This window comes from Actinoplanes italicus (genome assembly GCF_003001815.1).
GTDB classification, from domain to species: domain Bacteria; phylum Actinomycetota; class Actinomycetes; order Mycobacteriales; family Micromonosporaceae; genus Actinoplanes; species Actinoplanes italicus.
Genome location: NZ_PVMZ01000001.1, coordinates 703,810 through 726,691 on the forward strand (window position 1 = coordinate 703,810; position 22,882 = coordinate 726,691).

The 22,882-nt window shown below is 70.9% G+C and carries 20 protein-coding genes; 9 read left to right on the plus strand and 11 right to left on the minus strand.

The window, feature by feature from the left end:
* The first annotated feature begins 1 nt into the window (after position 1).
* On the plus strand, positions 2-1,243 hold the full coding sequence (locus tag CLV67_RS03460; protein WP_106315608.1) for a glutamate-5-semialdehyde dehydrogenase: 1,242 nt from the start codon (positions 2-4) through the stop codon (positions 1,241-1,243).
* Between the two features lie 539 nt (positions 1,244-1,782).
* Here the strand turns inward: CLV67_RS03460 and CLV67_RS03465 are convergent.
* The 6 genes from CLV67_RS03465 to CLV67_RS03490 all read right to left on the minus strand — a co-directional run bounded on the left by CLV67_RS03465 (position 1,783) and on the right by CLV67_RS03490 (position 9,594).
* Positions 1,783-2,586, minus strand: coding sequence for a prenyltransferase/squalene oxidase repeat-containing protein (locus CLV67_RS03465; RefSeq protein WP_106315758.1), 804 nt, complete (start codon positions 2,584-2,586; stop codon positions 1,783-1,785).
* Positions 2,587-2,674: 88 nt separating this feature from the next.
* Positions 2,675-3,856 carry an adenylyltransferase/sulfurtransferase MoeZ gene (moeZ, locus tag CLV67_RS03470; protein ID WP_106315609.1) on the minus strand — a complete coding sequence of 394 codons (1,182 nt, stop codon included), beginning with the start codon at positions 3,854-3,856 and terminating at the stop codon, positions 2,675-2,677.
* A 120-nt stretch (positions 3,857-3,976) separates the two neighbouring features.
* A complete protein-coding gene (locus CLV67_RS53110; RefSeq protein ID WP_239166644.1) occupies positions 3,977-6,010 on the minus strand; it encodes a DUF3152 domain-containing protein in 2,034 nt (677 codons plus the stop codon).
* Positions 6,011-6,089: 79 nt separating this feature from the next.
* On the minus strand, positions 6,090-6,980 hold the full coding sequence (locus CLV67_RS03480) for a DUF3152 domain-containing protein (protein WP_106315610.1): 891 nt from the start codon (positions 6,978-6,980) through the stop codon (positions 6,090-6,092).
* A 5-nt stretch (positions 6,981-6,985) separates the two neighbouring features.
* Positions 6,986-7,939, minus strand: coding sequence for an alpha/beta fold hydrolase (locus CLV67_RS03485; RefSeq protein ID WP_106315611.1), 954 nt, complete (start codon positions 7,937-7,939; stop codon positions 6,986-6,988).
* A complete protein-coding gene (locus CLV67_RS03490; protein ID WP_170153734.1) occupies positions 7,939-9,594 on the minus strand; it encodes a Daple in 1,656 nt (551 codons plus the stop codon). The genes CLV67_RS03485 and CLV67_RS03490 overlap by 1 nt, the downstream gene beginning before the upstream one ends.
* 300 nt (positions 9,595-9,894) lie before the next feature.
* Between CLV67_RS03490 and CLV67_RS03495 the strand changes: the two genes are divergently transcribed.
* From CLV67_RS03495 to CLV67_RS03505, 3 genes are all read left to right on the plus strand, one after another.
* Positions 9,895-10,554 carry a TetR/AcrR family transcriptional regulator gene (locus CLV67_RS03495; RefSeq protein ID WP_043531207.1) on the plus strand — a complete coding sequence of 220 codons (660 nt, stop codon included), beginning with the start codon at positions 9,895-9,897 and terminating at the stop codon, positions 10,552-10,554.
* Between the two features lie 40 nt (positions 10,555-10,594).
* Positions 10,595-10,819 carry a DUF3107 domain-containing protein gene (locus CLV67_RS03500; RefSeq protein WP_106315613.1) on the plus strand — a complete coding sequence of 75 codons (225 nt, stop codon included), beginning with the start codon at positions 10,595-10,597 and terminating at the stop codon, positions 10,817-10,819.
* A 236-nt stretch (positions 10,820-11,055) separates the two neighbouring features.
* Positions 11,056-12,933 (plus strand): DEAD/DEAH box helicase, encoded by a 1,878-nt coding sequence (locus tag CLV67_RS03505; RefSeq protein WP_106315614.1) that lies wholly within the window; start codon positions 11,056-11,058, stop codon positions 12,931-12,933.
* A 49-nt stretch (positions 12,934-12,982) separates the two neighbouring features.
* Here CLV67_RS03505 and CLV67_RS03510 read toward each other — a convergent pair whose 3' ends face one another.
* Positions 12,983-13,615: a biliverdin-producing heme oxygenase gene (locus CLV67_RS03510; protein ID WP_106315615.1), complete on the minus strand. Its 633-nt coding sequence runs from the start codon at positions 13,613-13,615 to the stop codon at positions 12,983-12,985.
* Between the two features lie 103 nt (positions 13,616-13,718).
* Here CLV67_RS03510 and CLV67_RS03515 point away from each other — a divergent pair, with 103 nt between their 5' ends.
* Positions 13,719-14,858 carry a class I SAM-dependent methyltransferase gene (locus CLV67_RS03515; RefSeq protein WP_106315616.1) on the plus strand — a complete coding sequence of 380 codons (1,140 nt, stop codon included), beginning with the start codon at positions 13,719-13,721 and terminating at the stop codon, positions 14,856-14,858.
* Between the two features lie 37 nt (positions 14,859-14,895).
* On the opposite strand, the gene CLV67_RS03520 is transcribed toward CLV67_RS03515, so the two are convergent.
* Together CLV67_RS03520 and CLV67_RS03525 are read right to left on the minus strand one after the other, a co-directional pair.
* Positions 14,896-15,942 carry a hypothetical protein gene (locus tag CLV67_RS03520; protein ID WP_239166645.1) on the minus strand — a complete coding sequence of 349 codons (1,047 nt, stop codon included), beginning with the start codon at positions 15,940-15,942 and terminating at the stop codon, positions 14,896-14,898.
* Positions 15,935-16,114 (minus strand): heavy-metal-associated domain-containing protein, encoded by a 180-nt coding sequence (locus tag CLV67_RS03525; protein ID WP_239166646.1) that lies wholly within the window; start codon positions 16,112-16,114, stop codon positions 15,935-15,937. Before CLV67_RS03525 ends, CLV67_RS03520 begins: the two co-directional genes overlap by 8 nt.
* Before the next feature lie 130 nt (positions 16,115-16,244).
* Between CLV67_RS03525 and CLV67_RS03530 the strand changes: the two genes are divergently transcribed.
* From CLV67_RS03530 to CLV67_RS03540, 3 genes are all read left to right on the plus strand, one after another.
* The gene (locus tag CLV67_RS03530) at positions 16,245-16,982 is read left to right on the plus strand and encodes a hypothetical protein (protein ID WP_106315618.1); all 738 of its coding nucleotides are present in this window, start codon (positions 16,245-16,247) and stop codon (positions 16,980-16,982) included.
* Positions 16,979-18,046 carry a nucleotidyl transferase AbiEii/AbiGii toxin family protein gene (locus CLV67_RS03535; RefSeq protein ID WP_106315619.1) on the plus strand — a complete coding sequence of 356 codons (1,068 nt, stop codon included), beginning with the start codon at positions 16,979-16,981 and terminating at the stop codon, positions 18,044-18,046. The genes CLV67_RS03530 and CLV67_RS03535 overlap by 4 nt, the downstream gene beginning before the upstream one ends.
* 105 nt (positions 18,047-18,151) lie before the next feature.
* On the plus strand, positions 18,152-18,613 hold the full coding sequence (locus tag CLV67_RS03540) for a GNAT family N-acetyltransferase (protein ID WP_106315620.1): 462 nt from the start codon (positions 18,152-18,154) through the stop codon (positions 18,611-18,613).
* A 344-nt stretch (positions 18,614-18,957) separates the two neighbouring features.
* Here the strand turns inward: CLV67_RS03540 and CLV67_RS03545 are convergent, their stop codons facing one another.
* On the minus strand, positions 18,958-21,126 hold the full coding sequence (locus tag CLV67_RS03545; protein WP_106315621.1) for a RecQ family ATP-dependent DNA helicase: 2,169 nt from the start codon (positions 21,124-21,126) through the stop codon (positions 18,958-18,960).
* Between the two features lie 541 nt (positions 21,127-21,667).
* Between CLV67_RS03545 and CLV67_RS03550 the strand changes: the two genes are divergently transcribed.
* On the plus strand, positions 21,668-22,066 hold the full coding sequence (locus tag CLV67_RS03550; protein ID WP_106315622.1) for a hypothetical protein: 399 nt from the start codon (positions 21,668-21,670) through the stop codon (positions 22,064-22,066).
* Between the two features lie 63 nt (positions 22,067-22,129).
* Here CLV67_RS03550 and CLV67_RS03555 read toward each other — a convergent pair whose 3' ends face one another.
* Positions 22,130-22,855, minus strand: coding sequence for an SDR family NAD(P)-dependent oxidoreductase (locus CLV67_RS03555; RefSeq protein WP_106315623.1), 726 nt, complete (start codon positions 22,853-22,855; stop codon positions 22,130-22,132).
* Between the last annotated feature and the right edge of the window lie 27 nt (positions 22,856-22,882).

The window sequence follows — 22,882 nt, forward strand, 5'->3', positions numbered from 1 at the left end:
CATGAGTGTGCTGGAGCAGGCGGCCGCCGCCCGGGTCGCCTCGTTCGACCTGGCCTCGGCGACGCGGGCCGAGAAGGACGCGGCCCTGCTGCTGATGGCCGACCGTCTCGTCGAGCGGACGGACGACATCGTCCACGCGAACGGTGTCGACGTCGCCAACGCCCGGGAGAACGGCACGTCCGAGGCCATGATCGACCGGCTGACCCTGACGCCGGAGCGGGTCGCCGCCATGTCCGACGGCCTGCGCCAGCTCGCCGCCCTGCCCGACCCGATCGGTGACGTGGTGCGCGGCTCCACCCTGGCCAACGGCCTGGAGCTGCGGCAGGTCCGGGTGCCGTTCGGTGTGGTCGGCATGATCTACGAGGGCCGGCCCAACGTCACCGTCGACGCCGCCGGCATCTGCCTCAAGAGCGGCAACGCGGCCCTGCTGCGCGGTTCCGGGTCGGCGTTCTCGTCGAACGCCGCGATCGTCTCGGTGCTGCGCAAGGCGGTCGCCGACGCGGGCCTGCCGGCCAACACGATCCAGCTGCTCGACGCCACCACCCGCGACTCGGTCAAGGAGCTGATGCGCGCCCGCGGCCTGGTCGACGTGCTGATCCCGCGCGGCGGCGCCTCGCTGATCAAGACGGTGGTCGAGCAGTCCACCGTGCCGGTGATCGAGACCGGGGTCGGCAACTGCCACGTCTACGTGGACGCCGCGGCCGACCTGGAGAAGGCGCTGGCCGTCACGGTCAACTCGAAGACGCAGCGCTTCTCCACCTGCAACACGGCCGAGTCCCTGTTGGTGCACGCCGAAATCGCGGACACGTTCCTGCCCCTCGTGCTTCCGGAGCTGCAGGAACGCGGCGTCACGGTGCACGGCGACGCCCGCGTGGCGAGTTACGGCGATGCGGTGGTCGCGGCTACCGACGAGGATTGGGGTACGGAGTACCTGTCCCCCGACATCGCGGTGGCCGTCGTCGACTCCCTGGAGGACGCCCTCGACCACATCCGTCAGTGGGGCACCGGTCACACCGAGGCCATCGTCAGCGAGTCGACGACCGCGACCCGGCGGTTCGTGGCCGGGGTGGACGCCGCCGCCGTGATGGTGAACGCGTCGACCCGGTTCACCGACGGTGGCGAGTTCGGTTTCGGTGCGGAGATCGGCATCAGCACGCAGAAACTGCACGCGCGCGGTCCGATGGGCCTGCCCGAGCTGACCTCTACCAAGTACGTCGTCACCGGTAACGGCCACACCCGCTAGCCGCTGGAGGTGTTGTGAGTTTCCGGCTGTCGCCGTGACTCTCACCGTTCTTTTCTCCACTACGCGCCCTTGCTGATCACCCCGCCTAACCGCGTGGTGATTTGCGGTCTGCTCCACGCCACACCCCCTCGATGGCGTGGTGACCTACGCCCACCCGCAAGCCGCAAATCACCACGTGGCGCCCGGCCGCCCGCAGCGTGGTGACCTACGCCCACCCACAAGCCGCAAATCACCACACGGGAGCGCTCGGCAGGCACCGTGGTGACCTACGCCCACCGGCGAGCCGCAAGTCACCACACGGGAGCGCTCGGCAGGCACCGTGGTGACCTACGCCCACCCGCAAGCCGCAAATCACCACACGGGAGCGCTCGGCAGGCACCGTGGTGACCTACGCCCACCCGCGAGCCGCAAGTCACCACGCGGGTGGAGGTGGCTGGTCGCATCGGGCGGCACGACTCCGGGGACCGGGTCGCTGCCGGCTGTCGGCGGCTGGAATGGCGAGACCAGCGACATCCGGAGCGCAAGGGAGCTGGCAGGGGTCAGCGGAAGGCGCGTAGAGCCGTCAGCGTCGTGTTGACGTCGAACAGCGGGCCCTCGTTGCTGTCCCAGCCGCCGTCGACGCGCTGGGTCTCGCCGAGCCGCTTCCAAGCGCTGCGCAGCAGCCAGTCGTCACCGAGGTTGACCCGCCGCAGTGCCGCCGCCATCGACGCCACATCGGCCGGCGACATGTCCGGCAGGCGGTCGCCGAGAACCTGCTGCACCCGGGCCGACTCGTAGAAGAACTGCTGCTGGTGCAGCAGACCGGCGGCATGCCAACCGGCGGCCAGGAACGACGGCCAGGTCCCGTCCGGACGGATCTGGGTGACCACCCAGCCCGCCGCGGACCGCAGCACCTCGCTCCACGGGGTCCGGGTCTGGTACGGGTCGATCGCGACGGCCGCCGCGGTGAGCCAGAAACCCGCGACCGAGGTCTGGTAGAGGGTTGCCTCGGGATCGCCGGGAAGCGCCCAGGCCGGGGCCTCACCGGCCAGCGACTCGTGCTCCTGCCAGGTGCCGTCGCCACGCTGCGCGCTCGCCAGCCACTGCAGGGCCTGGACGGCCACCGGGCTGTTCAGCTCACCGATGCCGTCGAGCTCGGCGAGCCGGAAGCAGGTGGCGTCGATCGAGGGGATGGCGCCCTCGGCGGACGCGGACCAACCACCCTCTTCCATCTGCCCGGCAGCGATCCGCTCGACGGCCTCGGACGGGGCGGGCTGCCCGGTCCGGAGGTGCGACAATCGCGCCCGCTCGACCGGATCACCATGGGCGACCACGTAGCCAATCGCGGCGTCTATATCGATCACGGTGACGACGGTACCCGCCCGGAGGCGCGTCCCGCAGGTTCGTTCCATCCAGGGAGTCACCCGAAGGTGACTCCCTGGATCAAAAGGGTCAGTACGACGGCAGGGACGGATCGATCGTGTTGACCCACGACACAATGCCGCCCTGGACGTGAACGGCGTCCTTGAATCCGGCCGCCTTGAGCGCGGCGAGAGCCTCGGCCGAGCGCACGCCCGACTTGCAGTGCAGGACGATCTGCTTGTCCTGGGGGAACTTCGACAGCGCCTCGCCGGAGAGGATCTCGCCCTTCGGGATCAGCACCGCGCCCGGGATCCGGTTGATCTCCCACTCGGCCGGCTCGCGGACATCGGCCAGGAAGATGTCCTTGCCGCTGTCCTGCCAGTCCTTGAGCTCACGAACGGTGATCGTGGAGCCGTGCACCGCCTCCTGCGCCTCGTCGGAGACCGCGCCGCAGAAGTCCTCGTAGTCCTCGAGCAGGTCGGTGACCGTCGGGTTCTCACCGCAGAGCGCGCAGTTCGGGTCCTTCCGGACCTTGATCTTGCGGTACTCCATCTCCAGGGCGTCGTAGACCATCAGGCGCCCCACCAGCGGCTCACCGATGCCGGTGATCAGCTTGATCGCCTCGTTGACCTGGATCGAGCCGATCGACGCGCAGAGCACGCCGAGCACGCCGCCCTCGGCGCAGCTCGGGACCATGCCGGGCGGCGGGGGCTCCGGGTAGAGGCAGCGGTAGCAGGGACCGTGCTCCTCCCAGAAGACCGAGGCCTGGCCGTCGAAACGGTAGATCGAGCCCCAGACGTACGGCTTGCCGAGCAGCACCGCGGCGTCGTTGACCATGTAACGGGTCGCGAAGTTGTCGGTGCCGTCGACGATCAGGTCGTACTGGCTGAAGATCTCCTTGACGTTGTCCCGGTCCAGTGCGGTGTTGTGGATGACCACGTTCACCAGCGGGTTGACCTCGGCGATGCTGCGGGCCGCGGACTCGGCCTTGGGCGTGCCGACGTCCGAGACGCCGTGGATGATCTGACGCTGGAGGTTGGACTCGTCGACGGTGTCGAAGTCGATGATGCCGAGCGTGCCGACACCGGCCGCGGCCAGGTAGAGCAGGGTCGGCGAGCCGAGACCGCCCGCGCCGACGGCGAGCACCTTCGCGTTCTTGAGCCGCTTCTGCCCGTCCATCCCGACGTCGGGGATGATCAGGTGACGCGAATAGCGGCGGATCTCATCGACGCTCAGCTCAGCGGCCGGCTCGACGAGCGGGGGCAGAGCCACAGTTCACTCCCCGGGTTCGGTGGTTTCGTTGGTGTTGGAACGCCGCCCATTGTCGCTCGATTCGCGCACGAGCACCCATGACGTTGGCCACGGGCCCGACATGCGGGATCGCGGAATAATTCACGCCACCGGCTCACCGGCGTAACGCTTACCGTCCAGATAGGGCCACGCGTTCGGCGTACAACCCTTGAGCCCGAAGGTCTGTTGCTGCATCACCGGGGCCTTCTCGCCCTTGCCGGGGCACGCCTCGTGCCCGTGGCCGAGCTCGTGGCCCACCTCGTGGTTGATCGTGTATCGCCGGTACATCTCGAGTTCGCCGTCGTAGTCGGGCACCGCATCGGCCCAGCGATCGGCGTTGATGATCACCTGGCCGGGCACCCGGCACGAGGTGTAGCCCTCGGTGTCGAGGCCGCCGCTCGCGCACATGCGCTCCGACGTCTTCGCCGAGGCCAGATAGACGGTGAAGTCGAAATCCCCGGTCTTCGGCACCCGGCGCAACCGCAGCCGCCCGCCGTTGACCCAGCTCCGCTCATCACCCAGGGTCTCGTCGATGACCTCGGCGAACTCACCGGGCGACGTGTCCTCGACGACCTTCTCGACCGCCACCCGGAAGCGGTACAGGCGGCCGCCGTCGCCGAGCGCGGGGCCGCGGCCCTTCGCGTACCCGAACTCGCCCGTCTTTCCCTTCGCCGCGGGCTCGTCCGCGTCCGCGGCGCCGGTCTTCTGCGGCTCGGCGATCGTCGTCTGCGGTGCCTGCGGCACCGGTCCGGCCGCCGGGCCCACCTCGGCCGGTTCGGCGGCGCGTTGCGCGGCCTCCCGCCCCGGAGCGAGTGGTTGCTCGTCGTTGCGCAGCTCATGACCGACGATCAAAACCAGGACCACCACGAGGATGTACGCCACGAGCACCGCGCGCCTGCGTCGCCGGACGCGCCGGGCGCCGACCGTCTCGGAGACGGCGTGCCGTGCCTGACCACCGGTGGGCCGGGCGGACCGCGCGTGGGCCGGGACGTAGTCGTGATCCGCGTGGGTCAGCACCGCCGGCAGGAAGTCGGGCTCCGGTTCGTACTCCGGCAGAACCGTCTCCGCAGCCGGCTCCCTCTCGGGTTCGGGCTCGGGTGTGTGCGCGGGCGCCGGCGGTTCCTCGACCCGAGGCGGCACCGGCGCCGGGACGTAGATGTTCTCGGTGAGGTTGCGCTCCAGCATCGACTTCGGCGGCCACAGGTTGTCCGGCAGCTCGGCCGGCAGGCGCACGCTCGGCGGCAGCCCGATGTAGGGCCGGTTCCTGGTCAGCGGGTATTCGTCCTGCGGCCCGATCTCCGGTTCCGGGACGGCCGGCACGGGCTCGTCGACCGGTGTGCCGAGCCAGCCGTTCTCCGCCGACAGCCCGTCCCAGTGGTCCTGCTCGGGACGTGCCACCTCGGGCGGACGACCACCGGATCGGTGGGACCGCCGTCCTCCGGCGGCACGCGGGTTCACATAGGAGCCCGGTGCGGCCAGCGGGTCGCCGTCGGCCGGGGCGGCCGGTTCTGGATCCACCGTCCGAGGCGTCGAGGCGGCCAGACGTTCAGCGGCCAGCTCGAAGATGCCCCGGGTCATCGGGAGTGCCCGGAGCGGCGGTTCGGGGTTCTCCGGCTCACTCAGGGCGGGTACGAAGGGTTTCGGATCCGATTCGGGACGGCGCGTACGTGATCCGGTCGTCCGCCTGGCCACGGTCCCGTCGGCCGGCGCGGTCCGTGCCGTGCTCCGCCGCCGGGCCGGGGGCTCCTCCGGAACCGTCTCCATCGGCGCGGTGGCGGTCTTCCGGGCCGGGGCGCGCCCGGTGGAGGTCCGCGCGGACGTCGACTTGACCGCGGCCGGCTTCGCCGGTGGCTCTGCGCTTCCCGCGGCCGGTGTGGACTTCTTCCCTGCCGGTTTGCGGGCCGGCTCCTCGGTGGAGGCCGTCTTGCGGGTCGCCCGGCGGGCCGGCTCGGCCGGAGCGGTCACCGGGGCCCGTCCCGTGGTGGCGGTCGCCGCGACGGTGCGCCGCCGGGGCGACGTGGCCGCGGGGGTGCCGGTAGGGGCCGCGGGCGCGGCGTCGGCGCGGGAGCGCTCGGCTCGGCCGCGCCGGTCGGTGGCGGCGTCCGGGTCTACGGGGCCATTTGTCGCGTTTGCCATAGCAAGCGCAAGCCTGCCATGACTCCTCGCGTGTCACAGGACTTTCGCATTTCCGTACCGGATGAGCGGAAAGCGGAGGTCAGAGCCGTGGTCCGGACAGATCGCGGCCGTTGTGCCGCGGCCAGGAGAACGGGACGCAGCCACGCAGGGTCAGCGTCTGCTGCACCATCACCGGCGCCGGCCCGCCGGCTTTCGGGCAGCCCTCGTGCCGGTGCCCGAGCTCGTGCCCGACCTCGTGATTGATCACGTACTGGCGGTAGGCGGCGAGCCCGACTCCGGCCTCCAGGTAGGGCCGGGCCGACCCGCGCCAACGGTCGAGGTTGATGATGGCCTTGCCGACGGCCCGGCACGACGTGAACGGCACCCCGTTGATCCGGATGCTGGTGCCGCCCATCTCGCACATCCGGCCCGCGGTCTCCCGGGTCGCCAGATAGACGGTGAAGTCGGCCCGATCGGCGGCGGCCACCATCTGCATCCGGACGTTCCCGCCGCCGATCCAGCTCCGCTCGTCGGAGAGGATGGCCCGGACCTGCGCGGCGAACGCGGCGACGTCCTCACCGCTGCCCTTCTCCACGGCGACCTTGAACCGGCGGATTGTGCCCCGGCTGCCGGCGACCGGGCCGCGCTCGTTCGCGAAGTCGAACCCGCCGGAACCCTTGACCGGGAAGTTTCCGTCGAGCCGCAGCACGCCCTCGGCCGGGAACGGCGAGGTCGGCGTGGGGCTGGGCGAAGCGGTCGCCGGAGCGGCCAGCGCAGTGGTGGCGACCGGGGACGGCACCGGGGCCGACGACGGCGAGGCCGCGGCGGCCGCGTTGCCGGGCGGGCCGGCCTGCGGCTCGAACGGCCGTCCGACGGCGACCACCGTGAACAGCACCACGGTCGCCGCCAGGACGACCAGCCAAGCCTGACGCCACCGGTCTCCCGAGGAGAGGGATCGCGGCTCGGCCGGGGGGTGCGGCGAGGGGTTCATGGGTCTTATGTCGCGCCGACCTCGTCGAGCAGGCCGACGACGGCCCGGGCCACCAGCCGGGGGACCTCCATCTGGGCGACGTGGCCGACGCCCGGGAGGATGAGCAGGCGGCTGTCCGGGATCACCCGGGCGACCTGGGCCGGCACCCGCGGATCGACGAGCCGGTCGTTGAGACCGCCGATGACCAGCGTGGGCGCCTCGATCCGGGAGGCCAGTCGCCACTGCGAGTTGACACCGGGCAGGTAGGCCCGGAGGAAGCTGCCGACCAGGCCGCGCAACGTGCCGAGATATGCCTTCGGGTAGTGGGCGACCGTGTAGCGGAGCTGGATCTCCTCCATCGCCTCGGCACGGCGCTGCGGATGCACCTTCGTGGTGTCGCCGAAGCAGGCGGCCAGCACCTGCTCGGCCATCTGCTCGGCGGTGATCCGGGTCAGTGCCCACGCCATCAGCCGCTCGGCGCCGGGCATCGCGAGCAACGGCAGGACCGGGCCCTGCGCGGTGCGGCGCGGATCGAGGAACGGCATGGCCGGCGAGATCAGCGTGAGAGTCCGGACAAGGTCGGGGCGCAGCGCCGCCACCCGCACCGAGATCGAGCCGCCCAGCGAGTTGCCGATCAGGTGGACCGGGCCGCGGCCGGCGTGATCCAGGTAGTCGGTCAGGGTGGCCGCGAACGCCGCGATCGAATACCGCGGGCTGGGATCGCTGTACCCGAAACCGGGCAGGTCGACGGCCTGACCGTCGAGGCGGTCGGCGAGCAGGCCGGCCAGATCGGTGAAGTTCTGCGAGGAGCCGCCGAGACCGTGCACGTAGACCGCGGGCTCGGCGGCAGGGCTCTGGCCCGGCGTGTCCCGCACATGCAACATCGCACCGCTGACCGTGACCTGCCGTGCCGGCCACGGTGGCGGAACCTCACCCTCCGGCAACAGCGAACTGTCGTCGGCCAGAATCGCGCCCTTCATCAGGCCAAGAGTGCCTCAAGCCGTCGATTGACCGCGGAGAGTGTGGCGCGCACCATGGCGTGCCGGTCGTCACCCGTCACCACCGCGGAGCCTGCCAGCTGCTCGACCCAGCCACCGCCGCACGAGAGCAGCAGCACGACCACGGCGACCTGCATCGAGCCGAAGGAGACCGAGGCCGCGTGCTCGACGAAGCACCGGGCCGGGCCGTCCTGGTGCTGCGAGGTGGAGAGCAGCTCGTCGACGGCTCCGGCGGTGGCCGCCGCGCACAGGCGCAACAGGTAGCCGTCGACGGCCGGTCCGGTCGCGACGCCGGAGGCGCTGCGACCGCCGGCACGTAGGCGGACCTCCACCGTGGCGTCCGCGCCGAACGTGTTGACGTGCACGTTCTCGATGATCACGCGAGGACCGGGGGTGTCGCCGGGGTCCAGCGGGCGTGGCTTGGAGGCGTCCGCCGGAACGAGCGCGGCACCGGCGTTGACCATCTGCGGCCGGGGTTCGGCCGGGGCCGGCGCGACGGGCTGCGGAACCGCGGACACCGGCGCCACCGAGACCGGGGCGGGCGCGGGGGCCGCGGACACCGGCGCCGGGGCGACCGGGCTGGAGACCGGGGCGACCGGCACCGCGGCCCGGGCCGGGCGGGTCGGCTGGCTGGGCAGCAGCGGCGTGCTGCCACGAGGCGACGAGACCGGGGCGCCGGACGGCCGGAAAGCGGACGGCCCGTCACCGGGCATCGCCGCGTCCAGGCCCATCCGCTCCTGCAGCAGGCGGGCCACCTGACGGCTCACCTCGGCCGCGTCGGCACCGTCGGCGAGGTCGAGTCGCAGACTGTGCGCGCCGGCCGGGGTGGCCCGCAGCGAGGCGTCCCGCACACCGGGCACCTCTCGGACCGCGGCCAGGATGTCCTGGACGTCGAAGCCCTCCTGGCGCTCCTGGGCGGGGACGACGTCACCGCGGCGCAGGTGCGTCGCGATGCGGGCCAGAGCTGGCGCTTCGGCCGACGGTTCCACGGAGGGCGGCTCCGGAACTCTCGGGACGTCCGGCTGAGCCGGGACGCGCTGCGGCAGTGTCCCGCTCGGTTCGCCGTCGGTCTCGGCTTCGCCGGCGGCCGGGCCGGGGAAGCCGGGGCCCGCGACGGGCGGGGCGTAGGTCGGTGGGGCTTCGGGCACCGGGTCGTACGGCCGGCGTCCGAATCCCGGAGGATCGTACGCCGAAGCCTCGCCCATCGGCCCGTCCAGCTGCGGCAGGCCCTGCGCCAGGGTGTCGGTGACCAGTGCGTGCCGGGAGCGGCCGGGCTCCCCGGAGACCGGTGCGACCGGGGGCGGGCCCTGAACCGGTTCGGGCACCCAGTCGGGCCGGGGCGCCGGCACCACGGGCCGCTGCGGGTAGGCGTCATCGAGGTCGCCCTCGTACGGATACGGCGGGGCGCTGCTCGGCGCCTGGGTCGTCGGGGGACGGCGGTGGCTGCCGAGGATGTCGGCGAGCCTGCTCCGCTCGGCGGACCACGCCTCGGGTGACCCGGACGGGGGAATCTCGGAGCCGGGCGCCGGTGCGGGAACCCCGGATGCGGGTGCGGCCCCGAAGGGACGTTCCGCCGGAACCTGCTGCCGGCCGAAGGTGCGTCCGTCGGACGGCCGCCGCCAAGGTGGCGTGTCCACTCCCTGCTCCAATGCCGCTCCCGTGTTGGGCCACCGGCTGTCGTCGTTCGCCCAGCCGTTCACCCGTGTGCGGTCCTGCGAATCGGCCCCGTTGCCACCCGCTGAGGCTCCCGTGTCTCCGGAATGCCCTGATTCATCCACCGCGTGCTCCTCGCTCGCCCCCGCTGAGGCTACCGTGTCGTTGCAGTGGCGATAAGTTGCAGCGTCGCGACAATTGCCCGCACGACCGCGACATGCGCCGATCCGGGCAAACCGAGACGACAAACCGCGGGGACCCGACCCCCCTGGAGGTTCACAGAAATGACCGCTGCGTCCGGCGGGCCACAGACCGCACGACCCACCCGCCTGCCCCGTTCGGCGCGACGCAAGCAGTTGCTGGCCGCCGCGCAGCAGATCTTCGTCGCACACGGCTATCACGCCGCGGCGATGGATGACATCGCGGAACGGGCGGGCGTCTCCAAGCCCGTTCTCTACCAGCACTTCCCCGGCAAGCTGGAGCTGTACCTGGCCCTGCTGGACACGCACTGCGACGCGATAATCGCCAAGGTGCGCGGGGCCATGCAGGCGTCTCCCGACAACAAGGAGCGTGTGAAGGGCGCCGTACGGGCGTACTTCGACTTCATGGATCACGAGAGCGAGGCGTTCCGGCTCGTCTTCGAGTCGGACCTGCGTAACGATCCTCAGGTCCGCCAGCGGGTGGAACGGGTCGAGCAGGGCTGCATCGCCGCTGTGACCGACACCATCATCTCGGACACCGGGCTGCGTCCGGACCAGGCCGAGCTGCTCGCCTCCGGCCTGGCAGGGGCGGCCGGACAGGCAGCACAGTTCTGGCTCGCCAACGGACGTCGTACGCCCAAAGCTGAAGCCGAAGCGCTCGTAGCTGCGCTGATCTGGCGCGGGATCGCCAGCTTCCCGCTACAGGGCGGCTCAACGGCCGGAATGGCACCGGAAATCGGATAACCTTTCGGTCGGGTAGACGGATCTTTTTAGGAGGGACTCCGTGGAGGTCAAGATCGGCGTGCAGCAGTCGCCGCGTGAGCTTGTGCTCGAGAGCGCTCAGACCCCGGCGGAGGTCGAGCAGGCCGTGACGGATGCTCTGGCCAAGGACGGCGTCCTGACACTCACCGACGAGAAGGGCCGCAAGGTGATCATCCCGATCGCCAAGGTGGCCTACGTGGAGATCGCCGAGGCGTCGCACCGCCCGTTCGGCTTCACCACGCGCTGAGGTTCCGGCGAGCTTCGTTTCGCAACGGGAGGGCGTCCTGGTCTCAGGGCTCCCTCCCGTAACTCTCTCCGGGCGCGTCTGCTACCAGGTCAGGTACAGTGGCCTGTGTCGTCGTCGATCTGTCAAGTCGACGACCCCGCGTGTGGCCCGCTTTCGAGCGTGCGGCCCGCGCCTATACGAGACCGCGCCCAAAGACATCCGACGGGCGCACCACGAGAGGGCACCCGTAAAACTTCATGACCGACAATGAGCAAGCTCTAGTACCCGTAACCACACGCGCTCCGGTTCGTCCCGACAGCCCCACGTTCGCCGAGCTGGGCGTCCGGGCCGAAACCGTCGAAGCCCTGGCCAAGGCCGGCATCACGCACGCCTTCGCGATCCAGGAGTACGCCCTGCCCATCGCGCTGCGGGGCACCGACCTGATCGGCCAGGCGCCGACCGGCACCGGCAAGACCCTCGGTTTCGGCCTCCCCCTGCTGGAGCGCGTCCTGGCTCCCAGCGAGGGCGCCGACGGCCAGCCGCAGGCCCTGATCGTCGTCCCGACCCGTGAGCTGGGCCTGCAGGTGGCCCGCGACCTCGCCGCCGCGGGCAGCACCCGGGGCGTCCGCGTCCTGCCGATCTACGGCGGCGTGGCGTACGAACCGCAGGTAGAGACCCTCAAGAAGGGCGTCGAGATCCTGGTCGGCACCCCCGGCCGCCTGCTCGACCTCTGCAAGCAGAAGCAGCTCAAGCTGGGCTCGGTCCGCGCCCTGGTGCTCGACGAGGCCGACCGGATGCTCGACCTGGGCTTCCTGGAGGACGTCGAGAAGATCCTGGCGATGATCCCCGAGCAGCGGCAGACGATGCTGTTCTCGGCCACCATGCCGGACCCGATCGTCGCCCTGTCCCGGCGGTTCCTGCGCAACCCGGTCACGATCCACGCCGGGCACACCACCGAGAGCGGCCCGTCCCCGCTGACCAAGCAGGTCGTCTACCGCACCCACCCGATGAACAAGGTGGAGATGGTGGCACGCATCCTGCAGGCCAAGGACCGCAGCCTCACGATGATCTTCACCCGCACCAAGCGGGCCGCCGACCGGGTCGCCGAGGACCTCGACTTCCGCGGGTTCGCGGTCGCGGCCGTGCACGGCGACCTGGGCCAGGGTGCCCGCGAGCGTGCGCTCCGGGCGTTCCGCAGCGGCAAGATCGACGTGCTGGTGGCGACCGACGTCGCAGCCCGTGGTCTGGACGTCTCCGGCGTCACGCACGTGATCAACTACGACTGCCCGGAAGATCCCGAGACCTACACGCACCGCATCGGCCGCACCGGCCGGGCCGGTGCCACCGGTTCCGCGATCACGTTCGTGGACTGGGAGGACATGCCGCGCTGGGTGCTGATCGACAAGTCGCTCGGCCTCAGCATGCCGGAGCCGCCGGAGACGTACCACACGAGTCCAGCGCTCTACGCCGACCTGGACATCCCCTCCGACATCTCGGGGACCCTGCCGACCGCCTCACGCAGCCGGGCCGGGCTCTCCGCGGAGATCGAGGAGGATCTGGGCAGCACCGGGCGACGTGGTCGTGGCAGCCGTGACCGGGGAGACCGGGGCGGCCGTGGTCGCAGCCGCGGCGGGGACTCCGGTCCGTCGTCCGGCTCCACCTCGCCCGGCTCCAGCTCGCCCGGCTCCACCTCGCCCGGCTCCAGCTCGCCCGATTCCACTTCGCCCGGCGAGGCGACCGAGCGGCCCCAGCGGCAGCGTCGCCGGCGCCGGGTCGTCGAGGACGGCACGGGCACACCCGACACCGCGGTACCGGTGTCTGCGGAGCCTTCGGACGTACCCTCGCCGGAAGAAGCCTCAACAGTCGCACCGCGTGCACGGACCCGCCGTCGCCGGACCACCGCGGCCTCTCTCGTCTTCTCGGAAGAGGCCGCTCCCGCGGCTGAGGAGGCCCCGGCAGCCCTGGCACCCGCGTCCGACTCCGCCGGGCCCGACTCCGCCGTGTCCGACTCCGCCGCACCCGAGGAGGCGACAGCCGCTCCTCGTCGCCGCCGTCGCCGCGCCACCACGCGCTCGGCCGATGCGGACCTGTCCGGCGGTTCCGAGGCCGGTGTGGGCACCACGGCTGACGCCTGATCCACGTCGCCGGCAACGCGGGACCGGAGGACCGGTCCCGCGTTGCCCGTCAGGTCCAGTTGTCCCGGAGCTCCGCGAGCAGGTCCAGGTTCAGCCGATACGCGGTGGCGACCTCGGCGAGGAACGCGTCCTGCTGCCGCCGGGCCCACGGGGCGCTGTTGAGCCGATCCCGGTACCGCGCCCGGAACAGCGGCGGATCTATCCCCTCGAAGACGAAGAACCGGAAGCCGTCCCGGCGGAATCCGTACGCCTCCACGACCGCCTGCCTCAGCCATTGCCCGCCGGACAGATCCGCGAGGTAGCGCGTGCAGTGATGCGCCACGTATTCGGTGGCCCGGCCGAAGGCCGCACTGCGGATCCGGGTGCAGTACGTGGTGGTGGCCGGCAGCGCGTGGATCCGGCTCTGCCAGCGGGGCCCGAAGAGGAACCGCAGGTCCGTCTCGAGCGCCGGTACCCGGAACAGCTCCGGGAAGACGAAGGGCCGGGCCATCGGATCGTCGGCCATCGCGGTCGACGCCAGCTCCAGCGACTCGTAGATGAACCAGTACTGGCCGAGCAGTTCGGCGTATGCGGCCAGCGGCAACCGGCCGGACGCGAGGCTGGCGATGAATGGAATGGGGCGCGCCCCTGCACGCTCGTCCCGGGTGGCCTCCCGCAAACGGTCGGAGAGCTGTGTGGACATCGCGGGGGCACCTCGTCTTCGCTACGGCACCGATCAACTTAACCGCGCAAGGCGCGATACACAGCCCCTCGGGGCCAACCAGCCCGCCGGGCAGAATGGGACCATGCCAGAACCGCTCGACTCAGTCCTCGCCGAGGTGCGGGAGCTTCTGCTCGCACCGGGCCTCACCCGGGCCGTCGCGGCCGGCCGGCGTCGTGGGCACGTCCCGTCGGTGACGCGCGCGCAGCTACGCCCGGTGACGTTGAAGCAGGGCCAGCGGTTGCAGATCGTCACTGATGACGGCGCCCGGCCGTTCACCCGCAACGTCGACGGCGCCGATGCCGCGCAGGCCGTCGACGCGCTGCTGGCCGAGCCGTTCGGCAACTGGCACGTGGAGACCGACTCGGCGACCGTGCAGGTCCGGGTGACCAAGAAGGGCGACGCCCAGGTGCACCGCTCGTCCGCGGTCGCCGCGCCGAGAAACCCGGAGACACACGACCGTGCCAAGCAGTGGCTGCTCGACCCGGGTGACCCGCTGTTCACGGTGGTCGGTGGCACGGCGGCGAAACGCCGTCAGATCGACGCGTTCCTGCGGGCGCTCGCCGCGACCCTGCCGGACGAGCTTCCGACGCCGCTGCGCGTCGTCGACCTGGGCTGCGGCAACGCGTACCTCACCTTCGCCGCCTATCGATACCTGGCCGGGCGGGGCGTTCCGGTCCAGGTGGTGGGGGTCGACGTCCGAGAGGATCAGCGGGTACGCAACAGCGCGGTCGCCGCCGAACTCGGGTGCTCGGCCGACGTGACCTTCGTGGCCGGCACCATCGAGGCGGCGGAGCTGCCGTTCGAGCCCGACCTGGTGCTCGCGCTGCACGCCTGCGACACGGCCACCGACCAGGCCCTGGCCCGGGCGGTCGAGTGGGAGGCCGACTGGGTGCTGGCCGCGCCCTGCTGCCACCACGACATCGCGGCTCAGCTCAAGAACCGTGGCGCGCCCTCGCCGTACGCGGAGGTGACCCGGCACGCGATCCTGCGGGAACGCTTCGCCGATGTGCTCACCGACTCGCTGCGGGCCGCCCTGCTGCGCCTGCACGGGTACCGGGTGGACGTGGTCGAGTTCATCGACTCGGCGCACACGCCGCGCAACCTGATGCTGCGCGCCCGGCGGACCGGGGCCCGGCCCACCGACGAGCAGCGGGCCGAGTACGACTCCCTCAGCGGCCAGTGGGGCGTCACCCCGGCACTCGCGACGATGCTGACCCGATGACAGTGCTGACCAGATGACGATGCTGACCAGATGATGCTCAGCTGACGACGACCGTCCAGGCCGCCGTGGACACCTTCCCGGCGACCTGGAAGTCGAAGAACATCCGGTAGGTGCCCCGGCTGGGGGCGGCCAGCCAGAACTTGACCTTGCCGTCGACGGGTTGCACTTCGGGATGGACGTGGACGTAGCCGAGGTCACCCTGCCGGAGAACCACCAGGTGGCCGTAGGCACCAAGGTAGGGCTCGGGTGTCACCGGCCGTCCGGCGGCGTCGGTGACGGTCATCAGCAAGGGCTGGGTCGACTCGGTGGCGGGCGTGCCCTCGTACCCCACCGTGTAACCGTCAGCGGTCGCGGCCCGGACCGGATCGGGCACGGTGACCGGCGTGTAGGCCCCCGCGACCGTCAGGTCGTGCCCCAGCGTGGTGGTGATCTCGACGCCGCCGACCAGCGCGGTGAAGTCGGCGAACATCCGGTGGACGCCCGGCTCGGCCAGCGTGAGATCGACACTCCACGTTCCGTCGGGCGCCATCACCGGGTGTAGATGCTGGAACCCGGTCAGATCACGGCGCGCGACGATCAGATGCAGCTGCTTCTCGTGCACCACCGCATACGTGGTGATCGGCGCGCCGCCCGGCCCGCTGATCGTGAACTCGAGCCGCTGTGGCTTGCCCGCCTCGAAGAGCGTGGTGAGCGGGGTCAGGGTGAGACCTCCGCCACTGAGGGAGAGTCCGCCGACCGGAGCACCGGTGCCGCTCGCGCCTGCCGGAGCGGTCGTGCCGTGCGTGTGCGGCTGACTCTCGTCGAACGGGCTCGACGACGGGCTGGCCTGCGCCTGCGGTGTCGCGGCTGCCGGAGCGCCGGTGCCGTTGTTGAGCCGGCCGAGGCCGTACCCCGCGAAGAGGACGACGATCAGCAGGGCGCCGATCGCGGCGAACCGGAAGCCTGGTGTCGCGTTCGTGGTGTTCGTCCTCGAAAGGCCGAACTGCGGCTCGTCCTGCGGCTCGTCAGGCATCCGCTTCGCCGGGGCGGACTCCGGCTCGTCAGGCATCCGCCTCGCCGGGACGGACTCCGGCTCGTCAGGCATCCGCAAGCTCGTAGCCGGCCTCGTCGACCGCCGCACGCACCGCCTCGTCGGACACTGGGGCGTCACTGGCCACCGTCACCCCGCCGGAGGCGAGATCAACCTGCACATCGGTGACGCCGGGCAGGGCGGAGAGCTCCTGGGTGACCGACTGGACGCAGTGCGAGCAGGTCATGCCCTTCACGGTGAAAGTGCTGGTCACAGCCACAATGAGATCCTTTCGACCCGGTCTGACTCATTGGTGAGCCTACTCGCAGCCGTCCGGCCCGCTCCGGGATGTCATACCTCGCGGTTAGCGTGCGGGGGTGAGCCGATACGAGATCCATCTGACGGTGTCCGCCGATGCCTCCGACGACCGGCTCCGGTCCTGGGCGGCGGATCGCGGCGTGAAATACACCCGGATCGTGCTCGACAGGGGTTCGCACGCCAGTCAGCCGATGCTGAGCTGGCTCTCCGACGGCACCCCGGCCACCGCCGAGGCGGATGCCCGGCGCACCGCCTCCGAGCTGCGGTCGTCCGGATTTCCGGTCACGCGGCTCAAGGTCGAGGCCGCGGCGTCCGGGCGGGAGGCTCCGACGAACGCGGCCGAGGCCTCCGATCTCTACTTCGAGCATCACGTCAAGCTGCTGCTTTCCGCCGAGACAGACATTGATCTGGTACGGACGATCGCCGCCCGGCACGGCGCGCATCTGTCCCGCAATGCCCGCCGGGTGCGGGCGGACGGCGTTCAGGAGCGGTTCGTCACGCAGCGCTGTTATCGGATGGGGCGAGCTGAGGCGGCCGGGTTGCTGGCAGGTCTGCTCGACGCTTTGGCTTCTTCGGGGGTCCCTGCTCCCTCTGCATTTTCGGAAGCCTCCCCCGATGTCCCCTCCTCCGCTTCTGTGGATGCCTCCGCCGACGTCCCCACCTCCGCTTCTTCGGAGGCTTCCCCCGGCTCGGCCTTGGCGGGCGTTTCTTCCGGTGGGTGGCTCGTTGCCGAGGTCGAGGAGGAATGGGTGCTGGTCGACGACAATCCGGGGCTGGACGCCGGCTGGTTCGCATGAGCGCTCACCGGGCCGCCCTCGACCATGTGCTGACGCTGGTCGCCGAGTCCCCGTTCGCGGAGTGGCTCGTGCTGCGCGGCAGCATGACGATGCCGGCCTGGGTCGGCGACGCGGCCCGGCCACCCGGCGACCTCGACTGGATGGCCCGGCCACCTGCGCTGACCCCGCTGGACGACCTCCACCCGTACCCGTACCTCGACCGTCTCGCCCCCGTGCAGCAGTGGCCGGAGGCTGTACACGGTGCGGCCCGTAACGAGATCTGGGAGTTCGAGGAGTTCGACACCGGCGGCCGGCCGGCTCACCTGCCGCCGGAGGGCCTCAACTGGATCCCAGCTGCCGGCCTCGACAGCTTCGACGAAGAACTGTGGGACTACGAGTTCACGAATCTGCTCAGCCGAAACCCGCGGACCCTCGACGGCATCCAGTTCGACACCGAGTCGATCGACATGCGCCAGGACTGGGACTACGCGGACTACGAGCCCGGCGGTGAGAACGGTCGCCTCCGCCTCGAGCTGCCCTGGCAGTCTCCGACCGGCGAGGAGGGAACGGTCCAGGTCGACCTGTCCTTCGGCGAGCCCATGCCGGACGCTCCGGTGTGCACCGCCGTACCCCGAGCCGGCGGTCTGCCACCTCTCGGCTTGTGGACGGCCAGTGCCCAGCTCTCGCTGGCCTGGAAACTGCACTGGCTCGCCGCCGACCAGCAGACACACGGGGTGTCGGCGATGAAGGACGTCTACGACGCGGTGCTTCTGGCCGAGCTGGACGGCATGTGCCTGCGCCCCCGGCTGCGCCGCCTGGCCCTCGGGGCGGACCACTCCCTGCTGCAATCGCCGTCCGCGCCGCCACACCAGCAGCCGTCACCCCGTTCTCCCGCCCCGGCGCGTCAGCCGGGCTCCCTGGATCCGGCACTTGCGCCCCGCTTCGCAGCTCCGGCGCTTCCTTTCACACGGCTGCTGGAGCCGTCCGAGATCCGCCGGTGGAGGGTCTCCGGCACCCTTCCGGGCGTCGACGATCCGGCGTCCTGGCTGTCCCGCCTGGCCGTTGCGGTCACTGGTCTCCTGTAACTCGTGCGCTGCCATCCCACCAGCTGAACCTGCCCGAAAACCCGGACCTGCCGCTGTGACACCATGCGACCGGCCCCTTGCGGATATCTGACGAAGGAGCAGCTGATGGAAGACCTGGAACGCAATGGGTACGTGCTGACCGCGGACCCGAAACGCGTCGACTTCTCCAAGGTGCACGGGTGGCTCGCCGAGGAGTCCTACTGGGCGGCCGGCCGGTCCTACGACCTGGTGGCCCGGTCGATTGATGGCTCGCTCCCCTACTCGGTCTTCACCGCCGACGGCTCCGAACAGGTGGCCTTCGCCCGCGCGGTAACCGACGGCGCCACCTTCGCCTGGATCTGCGACGTCTTCGTGGATCAGGACCACCGTGGTCGTGGCCTGGGTAGGTGGGTGGTCGACACCATCGTCGCGGACCTCTCCGATCGCGGGATCCTGCGTTTTCTGCTGGCCACTCGAGACGCTCACGAGGTCTACCGCCGTTCCGGCTTCGAGAACCTGGCCGGCGCCCACCGCTTCATGGAGATCGACCGCCGCCCCACCAGGAACGCCATCCTCGGCAAGCCCTGAATCCACCTCCCTCCCGAGATCAGGAGAACACCGCCGGTTTCGATTTACCGCACGCGGCCACAGCGCCTTCTCGGGTCGCCCCGCCGCTTCAGATCACCCCGCTGCCAGGCCACCGCTTCGCACTGGCCCTCCGGCCAGACCTCCGAACCAGCGCCGTCCCTCCGGCCAGGCCTCCGTTTCGGATCCAGCGCCGTCCGTCCGGCCAGGCCTCCGTTTCGCATCGTCCCCTCAGGCCAGGCTTCGGATCCAGCGCCGTCCGTCCGGCCAGGCCTCCGTTTCGCATCGTCCCCTCCGGCCAGGCCTTCGAACCAACGCCGCCCCTCCGGCCAGGCCTCCGTTTCGGATCAGCCGGCGACGGCCAGGGTGAGCGGTAGGACGGCTGGGGCGCCGGCCCGGCGTAGTGCGCGGCCCGCCAGCGCCACCGTCCAACCGGAGTCGGTCAGGTCGTCGACCAGCAGGACCGGGCCGGCCAGCTGGGACAACTCGGCGGCCAGATGCGGCGGGACGACGAAGGCGTCATGCAGGGCACGGACCCGCTGGGCGCTGTTGCCGCGATGAGTGCTGGACGCGGTGCCGTCCAGATGGTCGGCGAGCTCCAGAGTGCCGAGCATCGGAAGCCGTCCGACAGTGGCGATGCGCTCGGCGAGGCTGTGGATAAGTTGTGGATGACGCTGTGAATAAACTGCCGCGACGGCAGCGGGGCGGTCTTTCCAGGCGTCGTCTCCCCTGGCCCAGGCCTTGAGGACCTCAATGACCGCGGCCGCCAGGTCATCAGGGATCGGGGCGTCGGGAGAGTCCGGTGAGACCGCGGCACGCAGGCGGTTACCCCAGCCGAGGTCGGAGAGACGGCCGACGGCCCGGCCCGGCTCGACCTGCTCGGTCTGCGCGATGCGGCCCTTGAGGGTGAGCCCGACAGCGGCCAGACCGGTGGGCCACATCTTCTTCGGCGCGATCTCCGTCCCGGGACGGCCCAGGAAGGCGTCTGCCGCGGCCAGTGAGACCGAGGACACCTCGGCGTCGAACAGCGGCTCGGCGCAGTTGTCACATCGGCCGCACGGGGCGGCCTCCGGGTCGTCGAGGCACCGGCGGAGGAACTCCATCCGGCAGGTCGGCGTCACCGCGTACTCGATCATGGTTTTCTGCTCGGCCTCACGAGCCTCGGCGACGCGCCGGAGCCGGGCCTCGTCATAGGTCCACGGCTCCCCGGTTGCAAGCCAGCCACCACGTGTGCGGCGCACCGCGCCGTCGACGTCGAGGACCTTGAGCATCAACTCCAGCCTCGTGCGACGGAGATCCACCAGGGGCTCCAGGGCCTGTGTGGACATCGGCTGGTCCGGGGAGAGCCGGGACAGCACCGCCCGGACCTGGTCCTCCGGCGGGAAGGCCAGGGAGGCGAAGTATCGCCAGATCGCGGCATCCTCTGGGCCGGGCAGCAGAACCACCTCGGCGTGCTCGACCGCGCGGCCGGCCCGGCCGACCTGCTGGTAGTAGGCGATCGGCGACGGCGGTGCGCCGAGATGGACGACGAAGCCGAGGTCCGGCTTGTCGAACCCCATGCCGAGCGCCGAAGTCGCGACCAGCGCCTTGATCTTGTTGGTCAGCAGGTCCTGCTCGGCGGCGCGACGCTCGGCGTCCTCCACCTGGCCGGTGTACGAGGCGACCTCGAAACCGCGGGAGCGGAGGAAGTCAGCGGTCTCGGTGGCCGCGGCGACGGTCAGGGTGTAGACGATGCCGGATCCCGGCAGCCGCTCCAGATTGTCGGCCAGCCAAGCGAGGCGGTGGGCCGGATTCTCGAGGCGCAGGGCCGCCAGACGCAGCGAGTCTCGCTCGAGCGAACCGCGCAGGACCAGGGCGTCACCGAGCTGATCGGCGACATCGGCGGTCACGCGGGCGTTGGCGGTGGCGGTGGTCGCGAGCACCGGCGTCCGCCCGGGAAGTCCCGCCAGGAACGTGCGCAGCCGCCGGTAGTCGGGGCGGAAGTCGTGGCCCCAGTCGGAGACACAGTGCGCCTCGTCGACCACGAGCAGTCCGGTGCTCCCTGCCAGGCCTGGCAGCACGTTGTCGCGGAAGTCGGGGTTGTTGAGCCGCTCGGGACTGATCAGCAGGACATCGACCTCGCCGGCCCGGATCTCCTGCTCGATCAGGGACCACTCGTCCAGGTTCGCCGAGTTGATGGTGCGGGCCTGGATCCCCGCGCGAGCGGCTGAGTCGACCTGGTTGCGCATGAGGGCCAGCAGCGGCGACACGATGACCGTCGGGCCCGCCGGTGGATCACCGGGCTCGGACGTGGCCCCGGATCGAAGCAGAGCCGTGGCCACGAAGTAGACCGCTGACTTGCCCCAGCCGGTGCGCTGCACACAGAGCACCCGCCGTCGGTCGACGGTCAGGGCCTCGATCGCCCGCCACTGGTCCTCCCGGAGAACGGCGTGCTCGCCGGCGAGCCGCCGGAGCACCTCCTCGGCCCGCTCCCGCACCACCGCTCGGTCGGCTGTCGTTCGCGTCGTATCAGTCACCCGGCATGTCTATCAGCCCGCGAGGGTGTGCCCGGAGTTATCCACAACCGGAAGTTATCCACAGGCCGGCGACTCGATTCGAGCGGCGCCCGGCCCGGATCGGCCATGCTGCCTCCGTCCAGCGGGATCGGAGTCCGGGAGGGTCGAAATGCAAGCGTCATGCAGGTGGACGGCTCGGCGGTCCGGGCCGCGGACCGGTGGGAGGGCGGCCGCACGCATCGTTCCCGCACGGAACGGTGTCAAGCCTGCGGAGGCCGGGCCACGGCCACCACCATGCGGGCCGGTCGCTGACCGGCCCGTCCCACAGCGGCTGCGCCTCCATTGACGGGCGTCAGCCGCACCCCGGATCGGTGGCACCCCGGTCCGGTGGCAGTCGCCACCCGGACGGGTGGCAGCCGGGCGGGTGCCACCCCGGCCGGGCGGCAACCCGGCAACCGGGGTGGCACTCGGGGCTGCTGTACGTCGTCTGCCGGAAGCACCGAGGTGGGAGCCTTCGGTGAACCCGGCGAACTACCACCACGTGGATGGAAACCTCAGAGACATGACCAAGACGATCGCCGAGAAGCTGCTGATCAAGCCGAACACCACCGTGTGGCTGAACGAACCGGCGCGGCTCCCGCTGCTCACGCCGATGCCGGAGGGGGTAAGGGAGACCGGCACCCTGGCCACCGCGAGCACAGCCGTGGTGTTCGTCGAGGACTCGGCCGGCGTACGCGAGCAGCTCGAACAGCTTCGCGCCGACCTCGACAAGCCCGGGGCGTTCTGGATCGCCTACCCCAAGGGCAACAAGGCCGACATCAACCGTGATTCACTCTGGCCGATCGTCGCCGACTTCGACATGCGCCCATGCGGGCAGGTCGCGATCGACGAGCGCTGGTCGGGTCTGCGGTTCCGCACCAACCGGCCGGGCGAGGGCCGCTTCACCGGTGATGCGGAGTAAGCCGGCCCAGGCCGATATGAGCCGGCTCTCCCGATCTGAGTCCGGCCGGTTGGTACAGCTTCTTCACCGGCCAAGAACGGAGCCGCCATTGACGTTGATGATCTGGCCGGTCACGAATCCACCGCCCGGCCCGATCAGCCACCGGACTGCCTCCGCGATGTCGTCCGGAGTGCCGGCGCGCTTGAGCACACTGGCGTCGACGCGCTTCTGATGTCCTTCGGGGGTCATCCGGCCGTTGAAGAACTCGCTGTCAGTGACGTATCCGGGGGCGATGACGTTCGCCGTGATGCCCTCGGGCCCCAGTGACGTGGCCAGGTCGAGTCCGTATCCGTGCAGGGCCGCCTTGGCCGCGGAGTACGGCCCGCCGCCACCGCGCTGGGCCGCGATCGAGCTGGTCAGGATGATCTTGCCGCCGGGACGACGCAGATGCGGAAGGAGGGCTGTGGTCATGAGAACCGCGGAGAGGACGTTCGAGTCGAGATTGGCCCGCCAGCGGTCGGCCACCTGGACGAGGGTGGCGTCATCACCACCGATGAACGCTCCCGCGTTGTTGACCAGAACGTCGAGTGGCCGTCCCGCAACGGCTTCCACCACGGCCGGCACCTGGGCCGGGTCGGTCGCATCGGCGGTCACCGCGGTGGCCTGCGGGCCGATCCACTTCACCGCGTCGGCAAGCACGTCGGCGCGACGACCCACGATGATCACGTCGAAGCCCTCGCCGGCGAGCATGCCGGCCGTCGCCTTGCCGATCCCGGTGCCACCACCGGTCACCACTGCGAGTCTTGTCATGGTCTCGACCCTATCGATGGAAGCCAC

What these genes read in the sequence shown, in the direction of transcription:
- CLV67_RS03555 (WP_106315623.1), bottom strand. Translation starts at nt 22,855, where the DNA reads ATGACAAGACTCGCAGTGGTGACCGGTGGTGGCACCGGGATCGGCAAG.
- CLV67_RS03505 (WP_106315614.1), top strand. Translation starts at nt 11,056, where the DNA reads ATGACCGACAATGAGCAAGCTCTAGTACCCGTAACCACACGCGCTCCG.
- CLV67_RS03550 (WP_106315622.1), top strand. Translation starts at nt 21,668, where the DNA reads ATGACCAAGACGATCGCCGAGAAGCTGCTGATCAAGCCGAACACCACC.
- CLV67_RS03525 (WP_239166646.1), bottom strand. Translation starts at nt 16,114, where the DNA reads ATGACCTGCTCGCACTGCGTCCAGTCGGTCACCCAGGAGCTCTCCGCC.
- CLV67_RS03485 (WP_106315611.1), bottom strand. Translation starts at nt 7,939, where the DNA reads ATGAAGGGCGCGATTCTGGCCGACGACAGTTCGCTGTTGCCGGAGGGT.
- CLV67_RS03480 (WP_106315610.1), bottom strand. Translation starts at nt 6,980, where the DNA reads ATGAACCCCTCGCCGCACCCCCCGGCCGAGCCGCGATCCCTCTCCTCG.
- CLV67_RS03520 (WP_239166645.1), bottom strand. Translation starts at nt 15,942, where the DNA reads ATGCCTGACGAGCCGGAGTCCGTCCCGGCGAGGCGGATGCCTGACGAG.
- CLV67_RS03540 (WP_106315620.1), top strand. Translation starts at nt 18,152, where the DNA reads ATGGAAGACCTGGAACGCAATGGGTACGTGCTGACCGCGGACCCGAAA.
- CLV67_RS03495 (WP_043531207.1), top strand. Translation starts at nt 9,895, where the DNA reads ATGACCGCTGCGTCCGGCGGGCCACAGACCGCACGACCCACCCGCCTG.
- CLV67_RS53110 (WP_239166644.1), bottom strand. Translation starts at nt 6,010, where the DNA reads ATGGCAAACGCGACAAATGGCCCCGTAGACCCGGACGCCGCCACCGAC.
- CLV67_RS03515 (WP_106315616.1), top strand. Translation starts at nt 13,719, where the DNA reads ATGCCAGAACCGCTCGACTCAGTCCTCGCCGAGGTGCGGGAGCTTCTG.
- CLV67_RS03510 (WP_106315615.1), bottom strand. Translation starts at nt 13,615, where the DNA reads ATGTCCACACAGCTCTCCGACCGTTTGCGGGAGGCCACCCGGGACGAG.
- CLV67_RS03460 (WP_106315608.1), top strand. Translation starts at nt 2, where the DNA reads ATGAGTGTGCTGGAGCAGGCGGCCGCCGCCCGGGTCGCCTCGTTCGAC.
- CLV67_RS03535 (WP_106315619.1), top strand. Translation starts at nt 16,979, where the DNA reads ATGAGCGCTCACCGGGCCGCCCTCGACCATGTGCTGACGCTGGTCGCC.